The organism is Hymenobacter rubidus (genome assembly GCF_016734815.1).
GTDB lineage: Bacteria > Bacteroidota > Bacteroidia > Cytophagales > Hymenobacteraceae > Hymenobacter > Hymenobacter rubidus.
Map to the genome: position 1 here is coordinate 102,564 of NZ_JAERQF010000004.1, position 19,903 is coordinate 122,466.

15 protein-coding genes are annotated in these 19,903 nt (G+C 60.8%); 4 read left to right on the forward strand and 11 right to left on the reverse strand.

From position 1 onward, the window contains the following. Nucleotides 1–15 precede the first annotated feature (15 nt). Nucleotides 16–942: a bestrophin family protein gene (locus JKL48_RS04445; RefSeq protein WP_201979081.1), complete on the forward strand. Its 927-nt coding sequence runs from the start codon at nt 16–18 to the stop codon at nt 940–942. Between the two features lie 98 nt (nt 943–1,040). Here JKL48_RS04445 and JKL48_RS04450 read toward each other — a convergent pair whose 3' ends face one another. Both JKL48_RS04450 and JKL48_RS04455 read right to left on the reverse strand, forming a co-directional pair. Continuing rightward, nucleotides 1,041–1,655, reverse strand: coding sequence for a transposase (locus JKL48_RS04450; protein ID WP_201979082.1), 615 nt, complete (start codon nt 1,653–1,655; stop codon nt 1,041–1,043). A 9-nt stretch (nt 1,656–1,664) separates the two neighbouring features. Next, a complete protein-coding gene (locus JKL48_RS04455) occupies nt 1,665–2,594 on the reverse strand; it encodes a helix-turn-helix transcriptional regulator (RefSeq protein ID WP_201979085.1) in 930 nt (309 codons plus the stop codon). 165 nt (nt 2,595–2,759) lie between these two features. Between JKL48_RS04455 and JKL48_RS04460 the strand changes: the two genes are divergently transcribed. The 3 genes from JKL48_RS04460 to JKL48_RS04470 all read left to right on the forward strand — a co-directional run bounded on the left by JKL48_RS04460 (nt 2,760) and on the right by JKL48_RS04470 (nt 5,277). After that, nucleotides 2,760–4,289 carry an aldehyde dehydrogenase family protein gene (locus JKL48_RS04460; protein ID WP_201979087.1) on the forward strand — a complete coding sequence of 510 codons (1,530 nt, stop codon included), beginning with the start codon at nt 2,760–2,762 and terminating at the stop codon, nt 4,287–4,289. A gap of 224 nt (nt 4,290–4,513) precedes the next feature. Beyond that, nucleotides 4,514–4,861 (forward strand): hypothetical protein, encoded by a 348-nt coding sequence (locus JKL48_RS04465; protein ID WP_201979098.1) that lies wholly within the window; start codon nt 4,514–4,516, stop codon nt 4,859–4,861. Between the two features lie 20 nt (nt 4,862–4,881). Continuing rightward, entirely contained in the window at nt 4,882–5,277 is a 396-nt protein-coding gene (locus tag JKL48_RS04470; protein WP_201979100.1) for a DUF779 domain-containing protein, read from the forward strand. A 90-nt stretch (nt 5,278–5,367) separates the two neighbouring features. Here the strand turns inward: JKL48_RS04470 and JKL48_RS04475 are convergent, their stop codons facing one another. The 9 genes from JKL48_RS04475 to JKL48_RS04515 all read right to left on the reverse strand — a co-directional run bounded on the left by JKL48_RS04475 (nt 5,368) and on the right by JKL48_RS04515 (nt 19,808). Then, entirely contained in the window at nt 5,368–5,835 is a 468-nt protein-coding gene (locus tag JKL48_RS04475) for a MaoC family dehydratase (RefSeq protein ID WP_201979102.1), read from the reverse strand. A gap of 189 nt (nt 5,836–6,024) precedes the next feature. Continuing rightward, complete coding sequence (locus JKL48_RS04480) at nt 6,025–6,777, reverse strand: DUF4197 domain-containing protein (protein ID WP_201979104.1); 753 nt, start codon at nt 6,775–6,777, stop codon at nt 6,025–6,027. Nucleotides 6,778–6,852: 75 nt separating this feature from the next. Beyond that, nucleotides 6,853–7,596: an SDR family NAD(P)-dependent oxidoreductase gene (locus JKL48_RS04485; RefSeq protein ID WP_201979107.1), complete on the reverse strand. Its 744-nt coding sequence runs from the start codon at nt 7,594–7,596 to the stop codon at nt 6,853–6,855. Nucleotides 7,597–7,749: 153 nt separating this feature from the next. Continuing rightward, nucleotides 7,750–9,069, reverse strand: coding sequence for a family 1 glycosylhydrolase (locus JKL48_RS04490; RefSeq protein ID WP_201979109.1), 1,320 nt, complete (start codon nt 9,067–9,069; stop codon nt 7,750–7,752). Between the two features lie 113 nt (nt 9,070–9,182). Next, entirely contained in the window at nt 9,183–9,788 is a 606-nt protein-coding gene (locus JKL48_RS04495; RefSeq protein WP_201979112.1) for a 2,3-bisphosphoglycerate-dependent phosphoglycerate mutase, read from the reverse strand. An 81-nt stretch (nt 9,789–9,869) separates the two neighbouring features. Next, on the reverse strand, nt 9,870–12,206 hold the full coding sequence (pbpC, locus tag JKL48_RS04500; RefSeq protein ID WP_201979113.1) for a penicillin-binding protein 1C: 2,337 nt from the start codon (nt 12,204–12,206) through the stop codon (nt 9,870–9,872). 98 nt (nt 12,207–12,304) lie between these two features. Then, nucleotides 12,305–13,111 carry a phosphodiester glycosidase family protein gene (locus JKL48_RS04505; protein WP_201979115.1) on the reverse strand — a complete coding sequence of 269 codons (807 nt, stop codon included), beginning with the start codon at nt 13,109–13,111 and terminating at the stop codon, nt 12,305–12,307. Nucleotides 13,112–13,304: 193 nt separating this feature from the next. Continuing rightward, complete coding sequence (locus JKL48_RS04510; protein ID WP_201979118.1) at nt 13,305–18,983, reverse strand: alpha-2-macroglobulin family protein; 5,679 nt, start codon at nt 18,981–18,983, stop codon at nt 13,305–13,307. 129 nt (nt 18,984–19,112) lie between these two features. Further along, complete coding sequence (locus JKL48_RS04515) at nt 19,113–19,808, reverse strand: HAD family hydrolase (RefSeq protein ID WP_201979129.1); 696 nt, start codon at nt 19,806–19,808, stop codon at nt 19,113–19,115. Nucleotides 19,809–19,903: the final 95 nt, after the last annotated feature.

Below are 19,903 nucleotides of genomic sequence, written 5' to 3' on the forward strand. Positions count from 1 at the left end.
GCGCCGCCTGCGCTCATGATTGTCTACAAATCGACCGATTGGTGGGAGGCCCTGCGTCACCTGCGTTCTTCGGGCATCATTCGCCTGCTGCTGAAGCGGGTGCTGTGGGTGGGGGCTTACGCCACCATTGTCACGGCCCTGGTCATTCGCTTCGAGCGCATGAACGTGGCCGTCGATAAGGAGTTTTTCTCGTTTCTGGGCATCCTGCTGAGCTTGCTGCTGGCCTTCCGCACCAACACGGCCTACGACCGATTTTACGAAGGGCGCCGCCTCTGGGGCCAGCTCACCAACAACTGCCGCAACCTGGCCGGCCTGCTCCACGCCCGCCTGCCGGCCGACGACTACGCCTCGCGCACCTACCTCGCCCGGCTGCTTTCCAACTTTCCCATTGCCCTCGACGGCCACCTGCGCAAAGGCGTGCGGTTCGAAAAGCTCGAACCCATCGAGCCCGGTTTCGTCGAGCATTTGCAAACCGTGCGGCACGTGCCCTCGCGCCTGGCCGCCATGCTGCAGGAATTCTACGAGCAGCTGCTGCGCGAAGAGTTCATTCTGCCCACGCACCTCATTACCATTCAGCGGCACCACGAGGCCCTGCTCGACGTGGCCGGCGGCTGCGAGCGCATTAAAAACACGCCCATTCCTTTCTCCTACAGCTATTTCATCAAGGGTTTTGTCACGGTATTCATTCTTACCATGCCCTTCAACCTGCTCGATACCTACGAGTGGCTCACGGTGCCCATCACCATGTTTGGGGCCTACGCACTGCTGGGCGTGGAAATGATTGGCGACGAAATCGAAGACCCCTTCGGCAAAGACAGTAACGACCTCCCGCTTACCCAAATGGCCAACCGCATTCGGGCCAACGTGCACGAAATCCTGGGCGTGGAGCTGCACGAGGACCTGCGCGGGCTAGCCGATGTGCCGTACAGCGTGGTGTTTTAGGCAGGCGCCACGGCTCGTTCAATCGTTGAACGGCATCTCGGCCAACCCAAACAATTCAACCCAATCACGCCATGCGCCGAACGCGCCATGGCGCGTTCCTACCAATCCGTTTTGGTGGGGTCCCATTCTTCGGGGTTGCGAATGATATATTGTCGGATGTTGCCCAAGGCGTTGGCGTTTCGTACGATGTGGTCGTGGTAGCGGGGCTGCCAGGAAAAGTCCTCGTATCCATGCTGGTTGCACCAGCGTTTTACGCTGCCTTTAAACTGATTGATGATGGCAGGCACCGAAGCCGGACGCAGAGGGCGCCGGCCGGCTGGCGTGGCATCTTCCTGTTTGTCTAGGGCATCATTTTTATTCGGTTTGAGAATCAGCAATCCATGAAAATGGTCGGGCATGATGACCCATTGGTCCAAGCGCGCCACGGGGTAATGCTTTGGTATTTCCTGCCAACTGCGGCTCACTGCTTCGCCAATCGGCGAAAGCGTTAACCGTCCGTTTTCGATGCTGCCAAAAGCCGGAATGCGGTTCTGGACACAGATGGTGATGAAATACACGCCGCTCCGGCCATAATTATGCGTCGGCAGCCGGTATTGCTTCTGGTCCTTATACGCCATAATGGTAGGAACGCGCCACGGCGCGTTCGGCGCATGGCGTGATTGGGTTGAATTGCTTGGGTTGGCGAGATGTCGTTCAACGTAGGAACGCGCCACGGCGCCTGCCTACGCCGCCAGCTGCTTCTTATAGGCCCCCGGCGTCATGCCCTCGTATTTCTTAAACAGCGCCTGGAAATACGACAGGTTGTTAAAGCCCGCCCGCAGGCACACTTCCGCCACACTCGCCAGCGGGTGGCGCAGCAGTCGTTTGGCCTCGCCCAGCCGCTCCCGGATGATGAACTCGACCGGCGTAATGCCAAACTCGCGCTTAAATACCCGGAAGAACGTGGCCTTGCTCATGCAGGCCAGCGCGCTGAGCTTGTCGATGGTCAGATTTTCGGAAAGATGGTCTTTGATGTAGCCCACCACGGCGGCAAAGCGGTGCGTGGTGAGGTGCCGGGCGTAGTCGTGGAAAATGAGCTGGCGGGCCTGCGTCTGCATCAGGCGCACCAACAGTTCCTGGAGCGTGAAGCCGGCCAGCACGTCCTTGTTGATATCGGAAGTGCGCGACACGGCCACCAGGCGGCCCAGCGTGTCAGTCAGCTCGGGGGTGTTGGTGAGGTGGGCGTATTCGGGGCCTTCGATGGCCCAGGGCTGGTGCGGTTCGGCTTTGGGGTACCGCTCGTTCAGTAAGTCTACCGTGTGGCGAATAGTATCCGGCGCAATGGCCACGGCCAGGCACTGCGTGGGCTGGCAGAGGCAGGCGTCGGGGAAGTCGATTTCCATCAACTCGTCCTTGTCCACTACCACGCTTTCGCCGGGCAGGTAGTCGAACGCCTCGCGGCCGGGCAGGTGCATCACTTTCTTGCCGCGCAGCATGGTGGTCAGGGCCAGGCCTTCGAGGCGCAGTGGCACGCGGAGGGCGGCGCGGTGCGTTTCGAACACGTTCAACTCGAAGCCCGCCAGGTTGTATACCGTCCGGTTTTCGACCAAGGAATGCAGGCGTTCCAGCGCGAGCGGCGCAACGGCAGTAGGCAAATGGACGCGGGTGGGCATAACAGAAGCAGGTGAGGTGAGGGAGTACACACTCGCAACACGGAGATGGTATGGCAAGTTGCGACAATTTTAGCACTCTTTGCGATAATACCACAACCATTCGGCGAGGAAAAAAGGGACCTTTACAACGTCTCTCGTTCACCAAATTCCCATTCAAACAAAGCCATGGCTGAAACCTTAGAAGAAACCACCACCGTGGTGGCCCGCCCCCAGTTCAAATCACACTACGACAACTTCATCGGCGGTAAATGGGTAGCGCCGGTCAAGGGCCAGTACTTCGAAAACCCGTCGCCTATCGACGGCAAGGCCTTTACCAAAGTGGCCCGCAGCACCAAGGAAGACATCGAGTTGGCCCTCGACGCCGCCCACGAAGCTTTCCAGACCTGGGGCAAAACCTCGGCCACCGAGCGCAGCAACATCCTCAACAAAATTGCCAACCGCATCGAGGAAAACCTCGCCCACCTCGCCGCCGTGGAATGCGTCGAGAACGGCAAGCCCCTGCGCGAAACCACCTACGCCGACATGCCCTTGGTCATCGACCACTTCCGCTACTTCGCCAGCGTGATTCGGGCCGAGGAAGGCAACGTGACCGAGCTGAACAGCAGCACCGTGTCGATGAATATTCAGGAGCCACTGGGCGTCATCGGCCAGATTATTCCCTGGAACTTCCCGCTGCTGATGGCCACCTGGAAGCTGGCGCCTGCCATTGCCGCCGGCTGCACCGTAGTGATGAAGCCCGCCGAGCAGACGCCTGCTAGCATCATGGTGCTCATGGAGCTGATTCAGGACCTGGTGCCCGCCGGCGTGATTAACGTGGTGAACGGTTTCGGCCTCGAAGCCGGCAAGCCGCTGGCCTCGTCGCCGCGCATCCAGAAGGCCAGCTTCACGGGCGAGACGACCACCGGCCGCCTCATCATGCAGTACGCTTCGGAAAACCTCATTCCGGTGACGATGGAGCTGGGCGGCAAGTCGCCGAACGTCTTCTTCAAATCGGTGATGGATGCCGACGACGACTTCCTCGACAAGGCCATCGAAGGCGCCGTGATGTTTGCCCTGAACCAGGGCGAAATCTGCACCTGCCCCTCGCGGATGCTCATTCAGGAAGACATCTACGACGAGTTTATTGCCCGCGTGATAGAGCGCGTGAAAGCCATCAAGCTCGGCAACCCGCTCGACATGAACACGATGATGGGCGCCCAGGCCTCGAACGACCAATACGAGAAAATCTTAAGCTACCTCGAAATCGGCAAGGCCGAAGGGGCCGAAGTGCTGGTGGGCGGCGAAGCCCACGTGCACGAAGACAGCGGCCTGGCCGACGGCTACTACATCCAGCCCACCATGTTCCGGGGCCACAACAAGATGCGCATTTTCCAGGAGGAAATCTTCGGCCCGGTGGTGTCCGTCACCACCTTCAAAACCGTGGAGGAAGCCATCGAAATTGCCAACGACACGCTCTACGGCCTCGGCGCCGGCGTGTGGACGCGCGACGCCCACGAGCTGTACCAGGTGCCCCGCGCCATTCAGGCCGGCCGCGTGTGGGTGAACTGCTACCACGATTACCCGGCCGGCGCGCCCTTCGGCGGCTACAAAGCCTCCGGTTTTGGCCGCGAAAACCACAAGATGATGCTCTCGCACTATCGCCAGAACAAGAACATGCTCATCAGCTACAGCCAGAAGCCCCTGGGCTTTTTCTAGGCCCTGAAATAGCGCACGCTTCAGCTTGCGCCGGATGAAAAATAGAACGTCATGCTGCGCGTAGCCGAAGCATCTCGCGTGCCGAAGTAATCCTTTCGATTGGATTAGTGTTGCGGTAGAGATGCTTCGACAAGCTCAGCATGGCGTTCTGATTTAAATCGTTACGGAATAAGCATCCTTTTCCAACGTCGCGCGTCTTGATGAGAAATTATTGCGCCAGCTCTATGAAAAGTCTGTTCGTACTCTTCGCGCTGAGCGGGAGCGCCGCTGCCGTTCAGGCCCAGCTACTGCCCGTGCCGGGAGCTAAAAACCCCGACTGGAAAACAGAGAAATTCGAACCGCTGCCCGAAGCCACGCCATTCGACGAGCCGCCAAAAGTGGACCGCATGCCCAATGCGTTGCAAAAGAGCATTGTCAGCGCCGGCAACTTGCACCACTACTGGGATGCCGACCGGCAATTAGCCTACGAGTGGCGCAGCCGCCTTGGTTCGGGCACCGTTGCGCCCGACAAAGAAGTGCTGGTGTACGAAGAGCGCACGGGCATTACCTACACGTTCCGCCGCAAGCGGTAAACCAACACCAACTCTCGCCCATGCCCACGCCCCGCGTCCTCGTTACCCAAGCCGCCGAAGCCACCATCGACCTGCTCCGCGACGAGCACGGCCCGCTCATGTTTCACCAGAGTGGCGGGTGCTGCGACGGCTCCTCGCCCATGTGCTTCGCCAAGGGCGAGTTTCGGGTGGGCGGCAACGACACCTGGCTGGGCCGCATCCACGGCTGCGACTTTTTCATGAGTGCCAGTCAGTTCGAGTACTGGAAGCACACCCAGCTCACGGTGGATGTGGTGAAGGGCCGCGGCGCCAGCTTCTCGCTGGAAATTCCGCTCGGCGTGCGGTTTCTCATTCGCTCGCGGCTGTTTACCGAGGACGAGGAAAAGGACATGGAGCCGGTGTACGCCGGGGATGAAGTGCCGGAGGAAGCCGCCTGATTTTCGCGCAGCGGTTAAAAGGAGGGAGCGGAGTTTCGCAGAGGTATTATGCTTTGCGAAACTCCGCTCCCTCCTTTTAACCGCTGCGCTCTAGCTTAGGAAGTGATACAGGAACGTGACCACACCCGTGTAGGCCGGTTTTTTCTGCCCTTCAATCTCCAGCGTCACGCCCACGCGCGCCTTTGCGATGCCGCGCAAATTGGCCACCGATAGCAGCGCGGCCCGCAGGCGCACTTGGCTGTTCACTGTCACGGCCTGGTTGAAGCGCAGGCTTTCGATTTCGTAGTTCACCTGCATTTTCAGGTTCTCGATGGCCACAATCTGCTGCCACAAATAGGGTAGGAGCGAAACCGTGAGGTAGCCGTGGGCAATGGTGGCCTTGAACGGCGACTCGGCCTCGGCCCGCGCCGCGTCGGTGTGAATCCACTGGAAATCGAGCGTGGCGGCGGCAAACTGATTAATCTGCTCCTGCGTGATGGTGTGCAACTCGGACACGCCCAGCTCCTGGCCGGCGTGGGCTTCGAGTTCGGCAAGGCTTCGAATGGTAAGAGAGGGCATAAAAATATGGCGTATGGTTGCGATGAAAGGGCCGCAAACATACGCCACTATTTAGGTCGATGTGGCAAAACAGACCGTCATGCTGAGCGCAGTCGAAGCATCTCGCGTGCAGTAATAAATCAGATTACCGCTGCGGTAGAGATGCTTCGACAAGCTCAGCATGACCGTTCTTTTATCGCAGTTCCACCCCTAGCTGCGGCTGCCGAATACGCGGCGCAGCAGTTCGGTGGTGCGGGCCACGGGGTTTTCGCGGATGTTGGCTTCTTCCTGGGCGATGAGCGTGAAGAGGCCATCGACGGCCTTGCCGGTGGCGTACTGGTTGAGGTCGGGCTGGACTTTCTGCACCAGCGGAATTTGGTTGTAAGTCGTGGCCAGCTGGGTGTAGTAGCGCGTGGCACCCACTTGGTCGAGGCTTTTCTGCATGATGGGCGAGAAGGCCGACACCAGCTGCGTGGAGGTGGTGCGCTTCAGGAACTGCGTGGCGGCGTCTTTCTGGCCGGTCAGGATGTTCCACACGTCCGAAAACGTGAGGCTTTTGATGGCCGAGATGAAGATGGGCTTGGCACTGCGGGCGGCATCTTCGGCGCCGCGGTTTAAGCTCAGCTCGAACTTATCGACCTGGCTGCCCAGGCCGATGCTGCGCAACGTATTGGCTACGCGCTGGGCATCGGGCGGGAAGGGGATGCGGATGAGACGATTGAGGTAAAACCCATCGGTTTGCGAGGCCTGGTCGGCACCTTTGCCGATGCCTTGCAGCAGCGCTTCCTTGAGGCCACTGGCCGCTTCGGTGCTGCTGAGGCCGCCGATGCTGCTACCAGTGGAGGTGCTGGTGCCCGCCGGCTTGGTAAGAATATTTTTGAGGTCGGACAGGCGAAACTGGGCCGAGGCGCTGAGCGAACTGAGCGACAGGAGCAGTAAAATAACGAAAGCGGAAGTTTTCATAGCGGCGTAAATCCGGCTGGAAAGGGCCGGTAAGCCCTGCAATGCAAGCGGCGTGCCGGATGTGTCGGCGGGGCATCAGAGCCGGTCGAGTCGGCCTCCATCCACCCGAATTTCAGCGCCTTGCACAAATGCCGCATCATCCGACGCGAGGTAAGCAATGAGGGCGGCCACGTCTTCGGGTTTGCCCACATCGGCTTTGTTGATGACTTCAACGCCGGACTTCACGTTGGGATTGTCCCAAAGCATGGGCGTGTCGATGGCGCCGGGCAGAATGACGTTGGTGCGGATGCCCTTGGCTTTGCCCTCGAGCGACGACGAGCGGGTGAGCGAAAGCATAGCCGCTTTGGCCGCCGCGTAGGGCGCCACCAGTGGGCTGGTTTCGATGGCGTGAATGCTGGCCACGTTCACGATGCTGCCGCCCGGCTTCATGTGCAGAAACGCCTGCTTGGTGAAGTAGAATGCGCCCAGCAAATCCACGTTCAGAATGCGCAGCCAGTCGTCGCCGGTCAGCTCTTCCAGGGCTTTGAACTGCATGAGGCCGGCGTTGTTCACCACGGCGTCGAGGCGGCCAAAACGGGCCAGCGTCACGGCCACGGTGGTGGCCACTTGGGCTTCGACGGCCACGTTGCAGAGGCTGGCCAGCACGTCGGGCGCGCCGGCGGCTTTCACTTCGGGCACGGCGGCGTCGAGGTTGGCCTGGTTGTAGTCGGCCAGTACCACCCGGGCGCCTTCGGAGGCAACGCGCTTGGCCGCGGCCAGGCCAATGCCGCTGGCACCGCCGGTGATGAGGACGACTTTATCTTGAAAGCGAAGAGTCATGGGGGAGGATGATGAGGGAGAGAAGGAATGGATTAAAAAACGGCTGTCATCCTGAGCGCAGCGAAGGACCTTGTCACGTTTGAACCGATTGATTTACGGCGGACTGTTCTTACGTGAGAAGGTCCTTCGCTGCGCTCAGGATGACAATGTGGATTACGCCGCGTCAACAGTTGTCGAATTAGCCTGGTCCGTCGATTTATCGGCGCTGGCGGCTTTCACGTCGGCTTTTTGTTCTTTGGCCCAGGCTTCGTTGCTTTCCTGGGGCATCACCACGGGCACTTGCAGGCACACACTTTGGGCGGGCAGCACCTGGTCCCAGTCGGCGATAAGCTGCTTGTAGGCCGTGCCCACGGGCCGGATGTTGCGGTCGAGGTCGTAGAGGCCCACGGGGTTCAGGCGGCCGTTGTTTTCGCGCAGGGCAGTGTCCCAGTCCACCTGGTCGGTGAGCGAATACCAGGTGAAGCCCACCATCGGCACGCCGTCGTTGCGTACGCGCAGCACGTTGGCCCACTCTTTCCAGAGCCAGTTCACGGCTTCGTCGCCGTTGGGGCCCTGCCAGATGTTGGTTTCGGTGTGCATCACGGGCAGGCGGTAGCGGTCGTGGTACTGCGAGGTGATGACGTGGTAGCCAAAAATCTCGCCCGACGCACGGGTGCTGCCGTCGGCCGCCACGCGGTGCTCGTTGGTGTAGTAATAGTCGTTGCCCATGATGCAGTGCCGCTTCATCTTGTTTTGCAGGAAAAAGTGGTACTCGTCGCGGGTCATGCCGTTGTCGAGCAGAAACTCGTACATCTCCGAATTCACGCGGCGGCCGTAATTCAAGTCCAACGAGAGAAACCGCTCGGCGTTCATGATTTCGGCCGGGCCGATGGCCGCCGGGTTTTCGGCGTGGAAATACTCCGACGACTCGCTCTGAATAAACACGGCATCGGGCCGCACTTCCAGAATGGCTTTCATGGCCAGCACGTTGGCTTTCACAATGTATTTGAGCGCTGTCACAAACGGCTGGTCGCCGGTCAGCTGCTCGTTCCACCAGCCGTAGCGGGCCGAAAACTGCGCGCAGATGTACATCTCGTTCACCGGCGTGTAGAGCTGCACCCACGGAAACCGCTGCGCAAACGCCCGGGCGTATTGCGCGAAAAATTCCGGAAACTCCGGGTTCTGGAAGTTGCCAATCCAGTCGGGCACGCCGAAGTGGCACAGGTCCACGATGGGGGCGATGTTGCGCCGCAGCAGGTCCTGAAACGTCGTATCGGCAAACGACCAATCGTATTTGCCCGGACCCAAAAACGTGGTGTGGATGGGCGGCCCGTAACGCAAAAACTTGATGCCCAGCTCGTCGACCAAGTCAAAGTCTTTCTGCCAGAGCCGGTAGTGGTTGCATTTCTCCAACTCATCCACCCGGAATTTGCCGTTTTGGATGGTGGGGTTGCTGTTTTCGATACCGGTAGCAAAAAGAAACTGGGGGCCCATAAGCGAAGAAAAGGGGGTGCGGAGTGGCCAGGGCACCATCCCCGGCCGGTATCTGCCAGCTTACTCTTTTCACTGGGTTCACGTTACGTTCATGCGCACCGGGGCTGGCGCGGCTACAGCGTCCGCAGCTCCTGAATCTTCAGCTGCGCATCAAATTGGTAGACGCAAATACCACCGGTCACGATTTCCAGCGACTCGACCTGTTTGGGCGTGAGCTGCTCCAGGTACATGCGCAGCGCCCGCAGCGTGTTGCCGTGCGCCACGATGAGAATATTGCGGCCCGCCCGCAGCTGCGGCACAATTTCCGCTTCGTAGAATTTTACCACCCGCTCCTGGGTTTGCTGAAGGCTTTCGCCGCCGGGCGGGGCCACGGCGTAGCTGCGCCGCCAAATGTCAATTTGCGCCTGCCCGTACTTCAGGGCAGTTTCCGCCTTGTTCAGGCCCTGCAGGTCGCCGTACATGCGCTCGCGCAGGGCCCAAACGTGGTGCACCGGAATAGTGGCCCAGGCCGGCCGCGCTACTATCAGGTCGAGCGTGCGCTCGGCCCGCAGCAGGTCGGAGCTATACGCGGCATCGAAGTGAAAGCCGCGCAGCTTTTCGGCCGCCGCGCGGGCTTCTTCCTCGCCCTTGGGGCTCAGGGCCACGTTGAGCCAGCCCGTGAAAACATTCGCCAGATTCGCCGTCGATTCGCCGTGCCGGACAAGCACCAGAAGGGCCATACGCTTGAGTAAGGGAGTGAAGCAGCGTGCAAAAAAGCGCCCTTTTCTGAAGTGCGTATGAACCCGCCGTGTGGCCACCGGCTACAACTCGGCCACCTGTAGCTGAATGTCCACGTTGCGCCCGTGGTCGTCGGCGCAGGAAATTTTGACCGTGCCGCTGGGCGGGCGGAAGAACACCCGCTCGGTGGCCGAAGCGGCGCGCAGAAACCGGTCGTTCACGTACCAAAACACCTGGCGTACCTCGCTGCCCGCCGCGCAGCTGAGCAGCATCTGCTGCCGGTCATGGCGGTCGAGCACGTACTCGGCATGGTCGAGCGGGGAGGTGATGGCCAGGGCTGCGCCCGCGCCGCCGTCGGTGCCGCGCACCAGCTGGCAAGCTGGGTTGTGCGGCGGCAGTCGGCTGGATGGTAGCCCCTGCGCCTCCCGAAACGCCAGTGCTTCCGGCAGCGGGTTAGGGAATAATTGCCGCCTAAAACCTGCTGCCGGCACGCATGCCCGGCAATAGGAAATCATGCCATCAGCCGAAATCAGGCTTTCTTTCTGATGCTCGCAGCGCCGGGCCGAGGAAGTGCCGGGCAGATAATAGTCGATGAGTTGGTTGGGGCAATGCTCGCCGGGCACGAGGCCAGTTTCGGCACACACCAGCCGGAAATCGAGCGTGGCCGGCGGCACGGCCCAGCGGTTGGGCGAGTTGTAAGCCAGCGTATTGAAGAGGTCGAAGAGTAGGGGCGAGGCTACGTCGGCCCCGGTGAGGGCGGGGCTGCCCTGCCCGCTGAAATTGCCCACCCACACGCCGATGGTGTAATCTTGGTTGTAGCCGATGCTCCAGGCATCGCGACGGCCGTAGCTGGTGCCGGTTTTCCAGGCGATTTTGGGGAGGTGGCGGCTGTTTTGGTAGCCCATCGGCAGGTCGGGCCGGGTGCGCTGGGCGAGGATGTCGGTGATGAGGAAGGCGGCGGCGGGGCTTATTAATGAAGAATGAGGAATGAGGAATGAAGAATTTTGGGCATGAGCCTTCGGGGCTGAAGACGCTGCTGTTGACTTACGCTTCAATTCCTCATTAAGCACCAGCGTCAGCGGTGCGTATTGCCCACCATCGGCCAGCGCGGCGTACAGACCCGTCAGCTCCTCCAGCGTGGCTCCGCAGCCGCCCAGAATTGTACTGAGGCCCAGGCGCGGCGCTGCTTTGGCCACGCTTTTGAAACCGGCCGCCCGCAGCTTATCGGTGAAGACGGGCACGCCCACGTCGGCCAGTACACGCACGGCGGGGATGTTGAGGGAGTAGGTCAGGGCGCGCTCCACGGTCACTTCGCCGGCACAGCTTTTGTCGAAGTTCTCGGGCCGGAAGCCGCTGAAATTGGTGGGCACGTCGGGCAGCTTCAGCTTCGGCGTCACAATGCCTCGGTCCACGGCCAGCGCATATAAAAATGGCTTCAGCGTGCTGCCTGGCGAGCGGACGGCCCGCACGCCATCGACCTGCCCGCTGCTGACCGCATCGGCAAAATCGGCCGAGCCCACGTAGGCTTCCACGGCGCGGGTGCGGTTATTCACGACCAGCACGGCGGCCTGCGAAATGCCCAGTTCGCGCAGGCGGCGCACGTAGTTTTTGGTTAAGTCCTCGGCTTTTGCTTGCGGGGCGCGCCGGAGGGCGGAATGGATGATGGGCAAGTTGGGAAACTGCGACACCAGCCGGCGCGCCAGGTGCGGAGCCAGCGTGGGGGCGGCGTAGCGCTGCACGTCGAGCGGCTCGTTGATGGCATCTTCAATATCCTGCTTCGGAAACAGGTGCTGCTGCTGAAACTGCCGCAGCCAGCGGTTTCTTTCCGCTAAAATCAATGCGTTGTTTTTGCCCAGCACCAGCACACGCGGCTGGTTGGGAATAATAGCCAACGTCACCGTCTGGGCCAGCGAGAGGTAATCGGGTGGCTGCTGGAAGTAGAGCAGCGCCGCCGATTTCACACCTTCGATGTTGCCGCCATAGGGCACCAGGTTCAGGTAGAGCTGCAGGATTTCGGCCTTGCTGTAATGGGCTTCCAGTTGCGTGGCGCGCAGCATTTCGAGCAGCTTGTTGCCGAAGGTGCGCTCCTTTGGTTCCAAGAGCCGGGCCACCTGCATGGTGATGGTGCTGGCCCCGGTGGTGCGGCCTTTTTTGAAGATATTCCGCCCCGCCGCCTGCATTATTGCCAGCGGATTGACGCCGAAATGGTAGCGGAAATACCGGTCTTCTTTCTGGATAATAGCTTGCTGCAAAGCCGGCGTTATTTCCGCGAGCTCGGTTTTCATGCGCCACTTCTGCGTGGGGTTCAGGAAGGCGTGGAGGACGCTGCCGTCAGCGGCCAGCACAATGGGGGAGTAGCGCGGCGCGGGCGGCAGAGGGAATAGCTGGTCGAGGGCAAGCAGTAGCAGCAGCAGCCCCATCAGTCCAGCAACTGTCCAGCGTGTTGCCGGACGCGCCAGTCTCGACAAGACCTCTTTGCTGAAGCGGCTACTCGCTGGGCTGATGCGGGGTTGAATGCTCATTTCCTCACGATGCCGATGACGTTAGGCAGCGCAAAAGCTTCCCGCGAATCGTCGTTTTCATTGAAGTCGGTTTCGTAGCTGCCGACCAGGTTGCGCTCAGTGCGGCCACTTTTTACATACAGACTGGCCTCCGGACCGCCCTCCAAATACATGGCTTGCTGAATGTTAAGCGGCGATTGCAGGAGAATGTCCGCATAGTCGTGCATGGTGTAGGGCGAGCGGCAAAATATCATCAGCGCCTGCCCGTCTTTGTCTATGCCCCACACCGCCGAGCTCCATTTTTTGGGTTGTTGCGCCCAGGTATTCCTCCGATGGCAGTCTATCATGCGGATGCTTTGCGAAACCGATTGGTAGCATTGGGCCTGTTGCTCCCAATCGGCCGCGCAGCCCCGGTCTATCAGCTTGATTTCGGGCCGCAGGCTATCGATGGGGCTGAAAGCCAGGAGGCAGTTATCCGCGTTGAATACCGCGTTGTTCACGAACTTGTGGCTGCGCATGTAGCCCACGTTCCGCCCATCGGGCTCGTACATGCCGGCATTGATGCAGACAATCAGCTTTTCCTGCTGGCACCATTGGGCGGCCGTGCGGCGCTGGTTTTTAAATCGGGCCGATTCCATCAGGCGGAAGGTGTAGCGCTTCGGGTCGATGCGAATAACGGTGATTTTGGAATCGCCTATCCCGGATTTTTTCGCGGGTGTGTATTCGCCCAGTGCCAGGCCTGGAGCGAGCTGCTGCCATGCCAGGCCATCAGGCGCGTTCCGGGGCAGTGGTGCTGGGCTGTTTGCTTCAACTACAGCAATCAAGCAAAGGAACAGAAGGTGTTTCATTATTTTTCGAACTATTAAAATTGACGCTGAAGCAGGCTTGACGGGCGCCTCACCCCCTGACCCCCTCTCCGAAAAGGAGAGGGGGCACCGGAGATGCTCCTAATAGAAATTGTCAGGCTCCCCTCTCCTTTTCGGAGAGGGGCCGGGGGTGAGGCGCCACGCTAGCGCACTACCGCACGCGCACCGTTCCCGCTCCATTGTAACTGTGGTAATCCGCATTATACATCGCATCCGCATTCACCGGCCCCAGCTTGAAGGTGCCCTTCGACACGGCACGGCACAAATAATAAAAGTGCTTTGGCTTGCCCGTGGCCGTCGTAAACATATTAATCCGGTCATCACGCACGTCCAGGTAATCGGGCGTGGCGGCATCCTTCGCCCAAGCCAGCTCGCGTAATGCCCCGATGCGCGGGTTCTCAATTTCCAACCCCGCCGGGAGCAGGTCGGTGATGGCTACGTTCTTCACTTCACCCGCTGCATCGCCGGCTTCGATGCTGATGCGCACTACCACTAAGTCGTTTTGGCGGAAGGTGGGGGTGCCCAGCGGCACGCCGTCGCGGTTCAGGAACTGGCGGCGGACTTTCAGGTAGGCGTCTTCTTCCTTCACCTGGCCGCTGGCGGAGATGCCTTCGGTTTCCCAGAAGTAGTAGAGGCTGCCTTTGCCGGTGGTGCGGATGCTGACGTTGCGATTGGCTACGTTGCGCAGGGTGAGGTCTTTGCCGTCGAAGTTGCCGGCTGGTTTGCCGTCGATGAAGAGGGTGGCGGTGGCGGTGCTGCGGGCGTTCTGGCGGGCTATTTTGCCGAGGGCGAGGAGGGCGAAGGCGCTTTCCTGGGTGCTGAGCCAGTAGGCCTGCTTCATCTGGCGGCTGAGCTGGCGGGCGATGCCGGGGATTTGCGGGTTGTTGGGGTCGGTGCTGACGAGGGCGTTGAGGATGAGGCCTTCGTCGCGGATGGGGGAGTAGAACGAGCCGTCGAGGGCGCGCCGGGCGGCTCGCTCGCTGCCGAACTTGGTGGGCAGCAGCTCGCGGAAGGCGCGCTGGTTGCCGAGCAGGCTCTGGGTGCAGGCGAGCAAGAACCGGGAGTCTTCGGTGAGCAGGGGGCGGTTGGCGCGGTAGTAGTTCATGGCCACGGGGTCCTGGCGGCCGGCCAGGGCGAGGACGTAGAGCGAGTAGGCAATTTCCTTGCTGGCTATCGTGCGCTGGCGGGCGATGTTGCTGACGTCGAAATACTGGTAGGGCTCGGTTTCGCGCTTTTTGAGGCGGAAGGCCAGGTATTTCAGCACCTTGTCGAGCACGGATTTATTCACCGCGAAGCCGGCCTGCTGGGCTTCCTGCAGGAAATGGGCGGCGTAGGCGGTGGCCCACCAGTTGTCGTAGTCACCGCCCGGCCAGTAGCTCAGGCTGCCGTTGTAGAGCTGCATCGCCTCAATCTTGCGGATGGCTTCCTGGACGTGGTAGTTGGGGTTGTAGCGCTGGGCTCTCGGGCCGGCACCAGTTTTCTGCTGCAAAGTGGCCGCCAAATCGGCGTAGTAGAGCTGCGGGAAGGCGGCCGACACGGTTTGCTCCAGGCAGCCGTAGGGGTATTGCAGCAGGTAGCGCAAATCCTTGCTGAACTCCGTGAGCGGCGAGCGGCTCACCACCAGCCGACTGCTGAGCGAGGTGGGCAGGAAATCGGTTTTCAGGTTGAGTAGGAGCGTGGCCCCGCCGGCAATCACGCCGCTGCCGGTGCGCTTTTCGAGCGAGGCAGCGGGGCGAATTGGAAGTTCAATGGTTTCGGAGAATGTCCCTCGTGAACCAGTACGCTCATCCTTTACAGCTATGTTTCGCCCTGATTTTGGAGGATTGGTAGGGCTATTATCAATTATAACACTACCGTTGATTAGTCTAGCGCCAATTCTCACATTCGCGATGCCAACTGATTTTGCATATATGCTGGTGAATACCAATCTGCGCTCTTTCCCTGGAAGTAATGTTACCTCACTAAAAGCAGAGTCTTCCGCATAATTGGGAGAGTCACGGACGACTGTTCTAAATTCTTTTCCAGATGAACCATATGGGAATGTGATTTTGATTTTTGAGATAGATACAGGTTTCCTCTCTAATCCTGTGGAACTGAAGCCTACAGCAACTTTGAGCGTCTTATTCGTCGTATTCGTCAGCGTAACGGGCACGTCAATCGTGTCGCCGGGGCTCATGAAACGCGGCAGCGCCGTGGAAATCACCACCGGGTCGGCCACCTTCATCGTGAATTCGGCTGAGCCGAAGGCATCGTCTTTGTAGGCCACGGCCATGATGCGGAGCGCCCCGCTGAACTGCGGCACGCGCACCCGGTAGCGCACTTTGCCGTCGCCGTCGGCGGTGAGCACGCCGCTCCATTTCGAGACCAGTTTCACGCGGCGGTTGGGCACGGGGTTGGTGCGCTTGTGCAGGTCGGCCGCATCGCCGCCGCTGCTGCTGGTGCCGAGTTCGGGCAGCAGGAAGGGGTACACGTCGAAGGCCGACACTTCGAGGGCGCGCTTCTGGTAGAAGTAGGCGTGCGGGTCGGGCGTCTGGTAGTTTTTGAGCTGAAGAATGCCCTCGTCCACCACGGCCAGGGTGAGCTGGGCGCGGGGCGCGGTGGTGATTTCCACGGTTTGCCAGGTTTGGGAGCGGCTGGCGGCCGGCGCGGCAATGGCCACGGCGAGGCGCGAATCGGCCTTTTCCACGGTCAGGGGCAGGAAGCCGCGGGCCACGGTGAGGGGCAGGCGGTCCTGGGCAGTGTGGGCGCGCACGGCGGTGGCGGTCACGTACACGTTGGGCACGTGCTCGGCTTTGATGGGGATTTTCACCTCGGCCGCCTTGCCGTCGGTGGTCACGTAGAAATGGTCGAGCACGTTGGCCCGCTCCACCGTCACCAGAATGCGGCCGGCGAAGGGCGATTTCAGCAGCAGGTTGGCCGTTTCGCCGGGGGCGTACTTGGGCTTGTCGGCCTCAATGGTCACCTCGCCCTCGTTGTTCACCTCGAAGGAGTTGGCCTGGGTATCGCCGTAGCCGTAGGCGTAAAACCGTTGCGTGACGTAGCTGCTGGCCCCCGGTCGGCTCACGCGCACCTCGTATTCGCCCGAGTAGATGGGGGTGAAGCTGAAGCTGGTGGCCGCCCGGATGGAGCGCGTCTGGCGGAGAATGGTCTGCTCGCGCTGCTGCGAATTGTAGACGTAGCGGCCGCCCTGGCGCTCCAATACGGTTTCCCAGAGCAGGCGCACCACTTTGATTTCGGCCGGCGCGAGGGCCGGCTGGCCGTTGGGGGAGAGGGCCAGCAGTTTCACCGTGAGGGGCTGTTTGGTGCTGATGAGGTCGGGCAGGTTAGCGATGCCGAACATCGTGGACTGGGTTTGCACGTCGAAGGTGGCGAGGCGGTTCACGGGCCGGCCGGTTTCGTCGAACACCGTGGCGAAGGCCACGCCTTCCAGCGTGCCGAGGTCGTGGTAGCCGGGCACGGTGTAGGTGGCGGTGCCGTGGCCGGCGGCATCGGTGGTGCCTTCGCGCACGGTTTTCTCGAAGCGGGCGGTGAGGGCGCTTTCGCTGCTGGTTTCGCCGTCCTCGTTGGTGCTGCGCCGCCGCTCGCCGCTGTTCATGGTGAAGCTGTAGCCGTCGTAGCCCTTGGGGGCGAAGGTCTTCTGCTTGAGCGAAAATTCGACCTCAAACTTGCGGTCGGCGGCGGGCGGGCCGAAGAGGTTCACGGCCGTGATGCTGGCCGTCACGTCTTGGCCCGGTTTTACGGTTTTGGGCGCGGCCGTCACGGTCACTTTCATGCGGTCGGGGATGAATTCTTCGACGCTGATTTGGCGCGAGGTCAGCAGCACGTCGTTGCCGGTCAGCACCTCCATCGTGTAGAGGCCCGTCATGATGGTGGGCGGCAGAATGAAGCGGCTTTCGAAGCTGCCCGCCGCGCTCAGCTTCTGCTGCAAGCTGCTGTATTCCTTGCCGCTGGGTAGCAGTAGGCGGATTTTCATGGGCAGGCCCGACGGTGGGGTTTTCCAGTCCTCGGTGCGGATAACGGTGTTGGTCCGCACCGTGTCGCCGGGCCGGTACAGGTTGCGGTCGCCGTACAAAAACGCCTGGTAATGCGCCGCGTTCGAGGTCAGCCCGCCCACCTCAAACCGCGAAGTTTCCACCCGGCTTTTGGTCAAATCCAGAAAGGAAAAATCGGCATCCTTCACGGCGGTAATCATGCCCAGCGTGAAACGCTTCATGCTGGCGGCCGAATCGAACTGCGCCACGCCGGACTTGTCCGTCGTGGTCGTGCCAATCACCTGATTATTCGAGCTCACGAGGTTCACCGTCACGCCCGCCAGCGGCTCGGCCGTGCGGATGGAATTGGCGAACACCACCGTGCCGCCCGTCGCGCCCTGCTTCACGATGAGGCCGAGGTCCGTCACAGCCACCAGCTTGCTCACCTGCAGCCACTGCCGCTCGGTATCCTGCACGCGGATGACGTACAGGCCCTTCATCGGCCCCTGAAATTCCAGGTCTTTCAGGTTGAGATTGAGCAAGCGCAGGCCGCCTTCCTTGGGCAGTCCATCGACAGAAATGGTGCGCTCCGACAGCACGTTGCCGATGTTCTCGGTATCATAATATTGAAAGCTGCGGTCGATGTAGTCGCCGTTTTCGTCGGTGTTCGATTCGCGGGGCTCGTCCTCGTCGTATTCGGGGTAGCCGTACTGCTTTTCGCCACGCAGCAGCTGCTGAATGTTATTGGCGTAAACCTTGGCAATGGTCACCTTCACCTTGGCCACCTCGTTAATGCGCAGGCCCAGATTTCGATTCCCCAGCGCATCGAGGTACATGGCCTTGTCGCTGCTGGTGAAACTCAGTCTCGGCCGCTCATCGCCAAACGAAACCGCCTGGCTGAACGCCTCGCCCAGGCTGCCGCCTAGTAGCCCGCGCGTGCCCGCCGCCAGCGAAACCTGATAGGTTTTGCCCACCTCAAACCCGCCGCGTAGCGCCAGCCCGCTTTCCAGTGCTTCCACCGAAAAGGCCACGGCGGGCGTCACCTTCAGATTAGGCTGCACGTCGGTGGCGCTCACGGGCTGGTTGAGCAGCAGTGTCACCACGGGCTGGCCGTTGAGCAGCGAGCCGGTGAGCTCGCGCACTTCCAGCGTGCTTTGGTCGGGGATTTCGGCCTGGGCGGTGAGGACTTTCTCGGTGGCCTTGGTGCCGGCCGCCGGGCGCAGGCCGGGCGCAATGTCAATCTGCACGGGCGTGCCCGGCGGCACGTCCTGCATAAACGTTACGGCCACCAGCGCATCCGGCTCGGCCGAGTTCACTTCCACCGCCACGGGCTTGCCGCCCTGCGTCACCTTCAGCCGCGCTTTCACGTCCGAAGGCCGCACGGGGTAGTTAAAAACCAGGTTGGCGCGCAATTCCGCCGTGCCCGCCGCCCGCTTCGAGCTGCCGTAGAACACCTGCGGCGCGGCCATATCCAGATACGGCGTGTGAAAGCGGGGCCGGTTCAGGGCCAGCTTCTGCTTGCCGCTGGGCAACGTCTCGGGCCGCAATGCAGCCGAAAAAACGGTGCTGGGCCGGAAGGGCTCCAGCGGCGAAAACGTCAGCTCCCGGTCACCGGTCCACTTGAACTTGCCGCGAATATTGGGCGAGAACATGACGTAGCGCGTGGTGTCCCAGCGGTTTTGCTGGGCCTCGTCCACCACCTTTTCATCGAAGGTGAAAACCAGGTTGGAGTAGGGGTCGATTTCGTCGCCGTCGGTCTGGGCCGTTTCGGCGGCCTGCTCTTGGGCGGTTTTTTTCGAGCACGACGAAGCCGCCAGCAGCATCAGCAGCAGGGGCAAAAAGCGGTAACGGGCCAGCATGGGGGAGGAGAGTGGAAATGCGCCGGAAGGTAGCAGAAAAGCGCCAGCGTTGCGCGGCTTAACGATAGGTTAATCGTGATATTTTACTTCATCGCATACCCGTTGCCCCACCGAAGCCTGCCATTACCATTACCCCACCAAATCCAGCACCTCCCGCAGCCGCTCCACTACCCGAAACTCCACGCCCGCCAGCAGTTTGGCCGGCACGTGCTCATGAATCCAGTTGGCGTGGTAGGGGACGTGAATGGCCGGGAAACCCAGCTTCACCACCGGCAGAATGTCGGATTTTAGCGAGTTGCCAATCATCACGAAGTTTTCGGGCGTTGCCCCGAGGCGGGCGAAAAGGCGGTGGTACGTGGGCTCATCTTTTTCACTCACAATTTCGACGTAGTCGAAAAAGTCGCCCAGGCCCGAGCGAGCAATCTTGCTTTCCTGGTCGAACAGGTCGCCTTTGGTGAGCAGGATGAGCTGGTGGCCGCGCTGCTTCAGCTCCGTAAGCACCTCCACCACGTCGGGCAGCGGCTCGATGACGAAGCGCAGCAAATTCTTCCCCAAATCCAGAATTCGCTGGATTTCGGCTCCCACCACCGCGCCGCCCGAGAGCTGAATCGTGGTTTCAATCATCGAGAGCATAAACGACTTGGCCCCGTAGCCGAACAACTGCATGTTGGCCCGCTGCACATCGTAGAGCCGCGCATTGATGGTGGCGTGGTCGGCATACGGCGCCAGAATCTGGAGCAGTTGGGCTTCGACGTGGTCGAAGTGCGGCTGGTTGGGCCAGAGGGTGTCGTCGGCGTCGAAGGCGATGAAGGTTTGCGTGGGCATGGCGGGAATGAATTAGAACGTCATGCCGAGCGTAGCCGAGGCATCTCGCGTGCTATAGTAAACCAATCGTCAGAATTACTTCGGCACGCGAGATG

Coding starts and splice junctions, on each gene's coding strand:
- JKL48_RS04475 (WP_201979102.1), bottom strand. CDS start 5,835: ATGCCCTCTCTTACCATTCGAAGCCTTGCCGAACTCGAAGCCCACGCC.
- JKL48_RS04470 (WP_201979100.1), top strand. CDS start 4,882: ATGCCCACGCCCCGCGTCCTCGTTACCCAAGCCGCCGAAGCCACCATC.
- JKL48_RS04455 (WP_201979085.1), bottom strand. CDS start 2,594: ATGCCCACCCGCGTCCATTTGCCTACTGCCGTTGCGCCGCTCGCGCTG.
- JKL48_RS04460 (WP_201979087.1), top strand. CDS start 2,760: ATGGCTGAAACCTTAGAAGAAACCACCACCGTGGTGGCCCGCCCCCAG.
- JKL48_RS04510 (WP_201979118.1), bottom strand. CDS start 18,983: ATGCTGGCCCGTTACCGCTTTTTGCCCCTGCTGCTGATGCTGCTGGCG.
- JKL48_RS04445 (WP_201979081.1), top strand. CDS start 16: ATGATTGTCTACAAATCGACCGATTGGTGGGAGGCCCTGCGTCACCTG.
- pbpC (WP_201979113.1), bottom strand. CDS start 12,206: ATGGGGCTGCTGCTGCTACTGCTTGCCCTCGACCAGCTATTCCCTCTG.
- JKL48_RS04465 (WP_201979098.1), top strand. CDS start 4,514: ATGAAAAGTCTGTTCGTACTCTTCGCGCTGAGCGGGAGCGCCGCTGCC.
- JKL48_RS04480 (WP_201979104.1), bottom strand. CDS start 6,777: ATGAAAACTTCCGCTTTCGTTATTTTACTGCTCCTGTCGCTCAGTTCG.
- JKL48_RS04495 (WP_201979112.1), bottom strand. CDS start 9,788: ATGGCCCTTCTGGTGCTTGTCCGGCACGGCGAATCGACGGCGAATCTG.
- JKL48_RS04485 (WP_201979107.1), bottom strand. CDS start 7,596: ATGACTCTTCGCTTTCAAGATAAAGTCGTCCTCATCACCGGCGGTGCC.
- JKL48_RS04490 (WP_201979109.1), bottom strand. CDS start 9,069: ATGGGCCCCCAGTTTCTTTTTGCTACCGGTATCGAAAACAGCAACCCC.
- JKL48_RS04515 (WP_201979129.1), bottom strand. CDS start 19,808: ATGCCCACGCAAACCTTCATCGCCTTCGACGCCGACGACACCCTCTGG.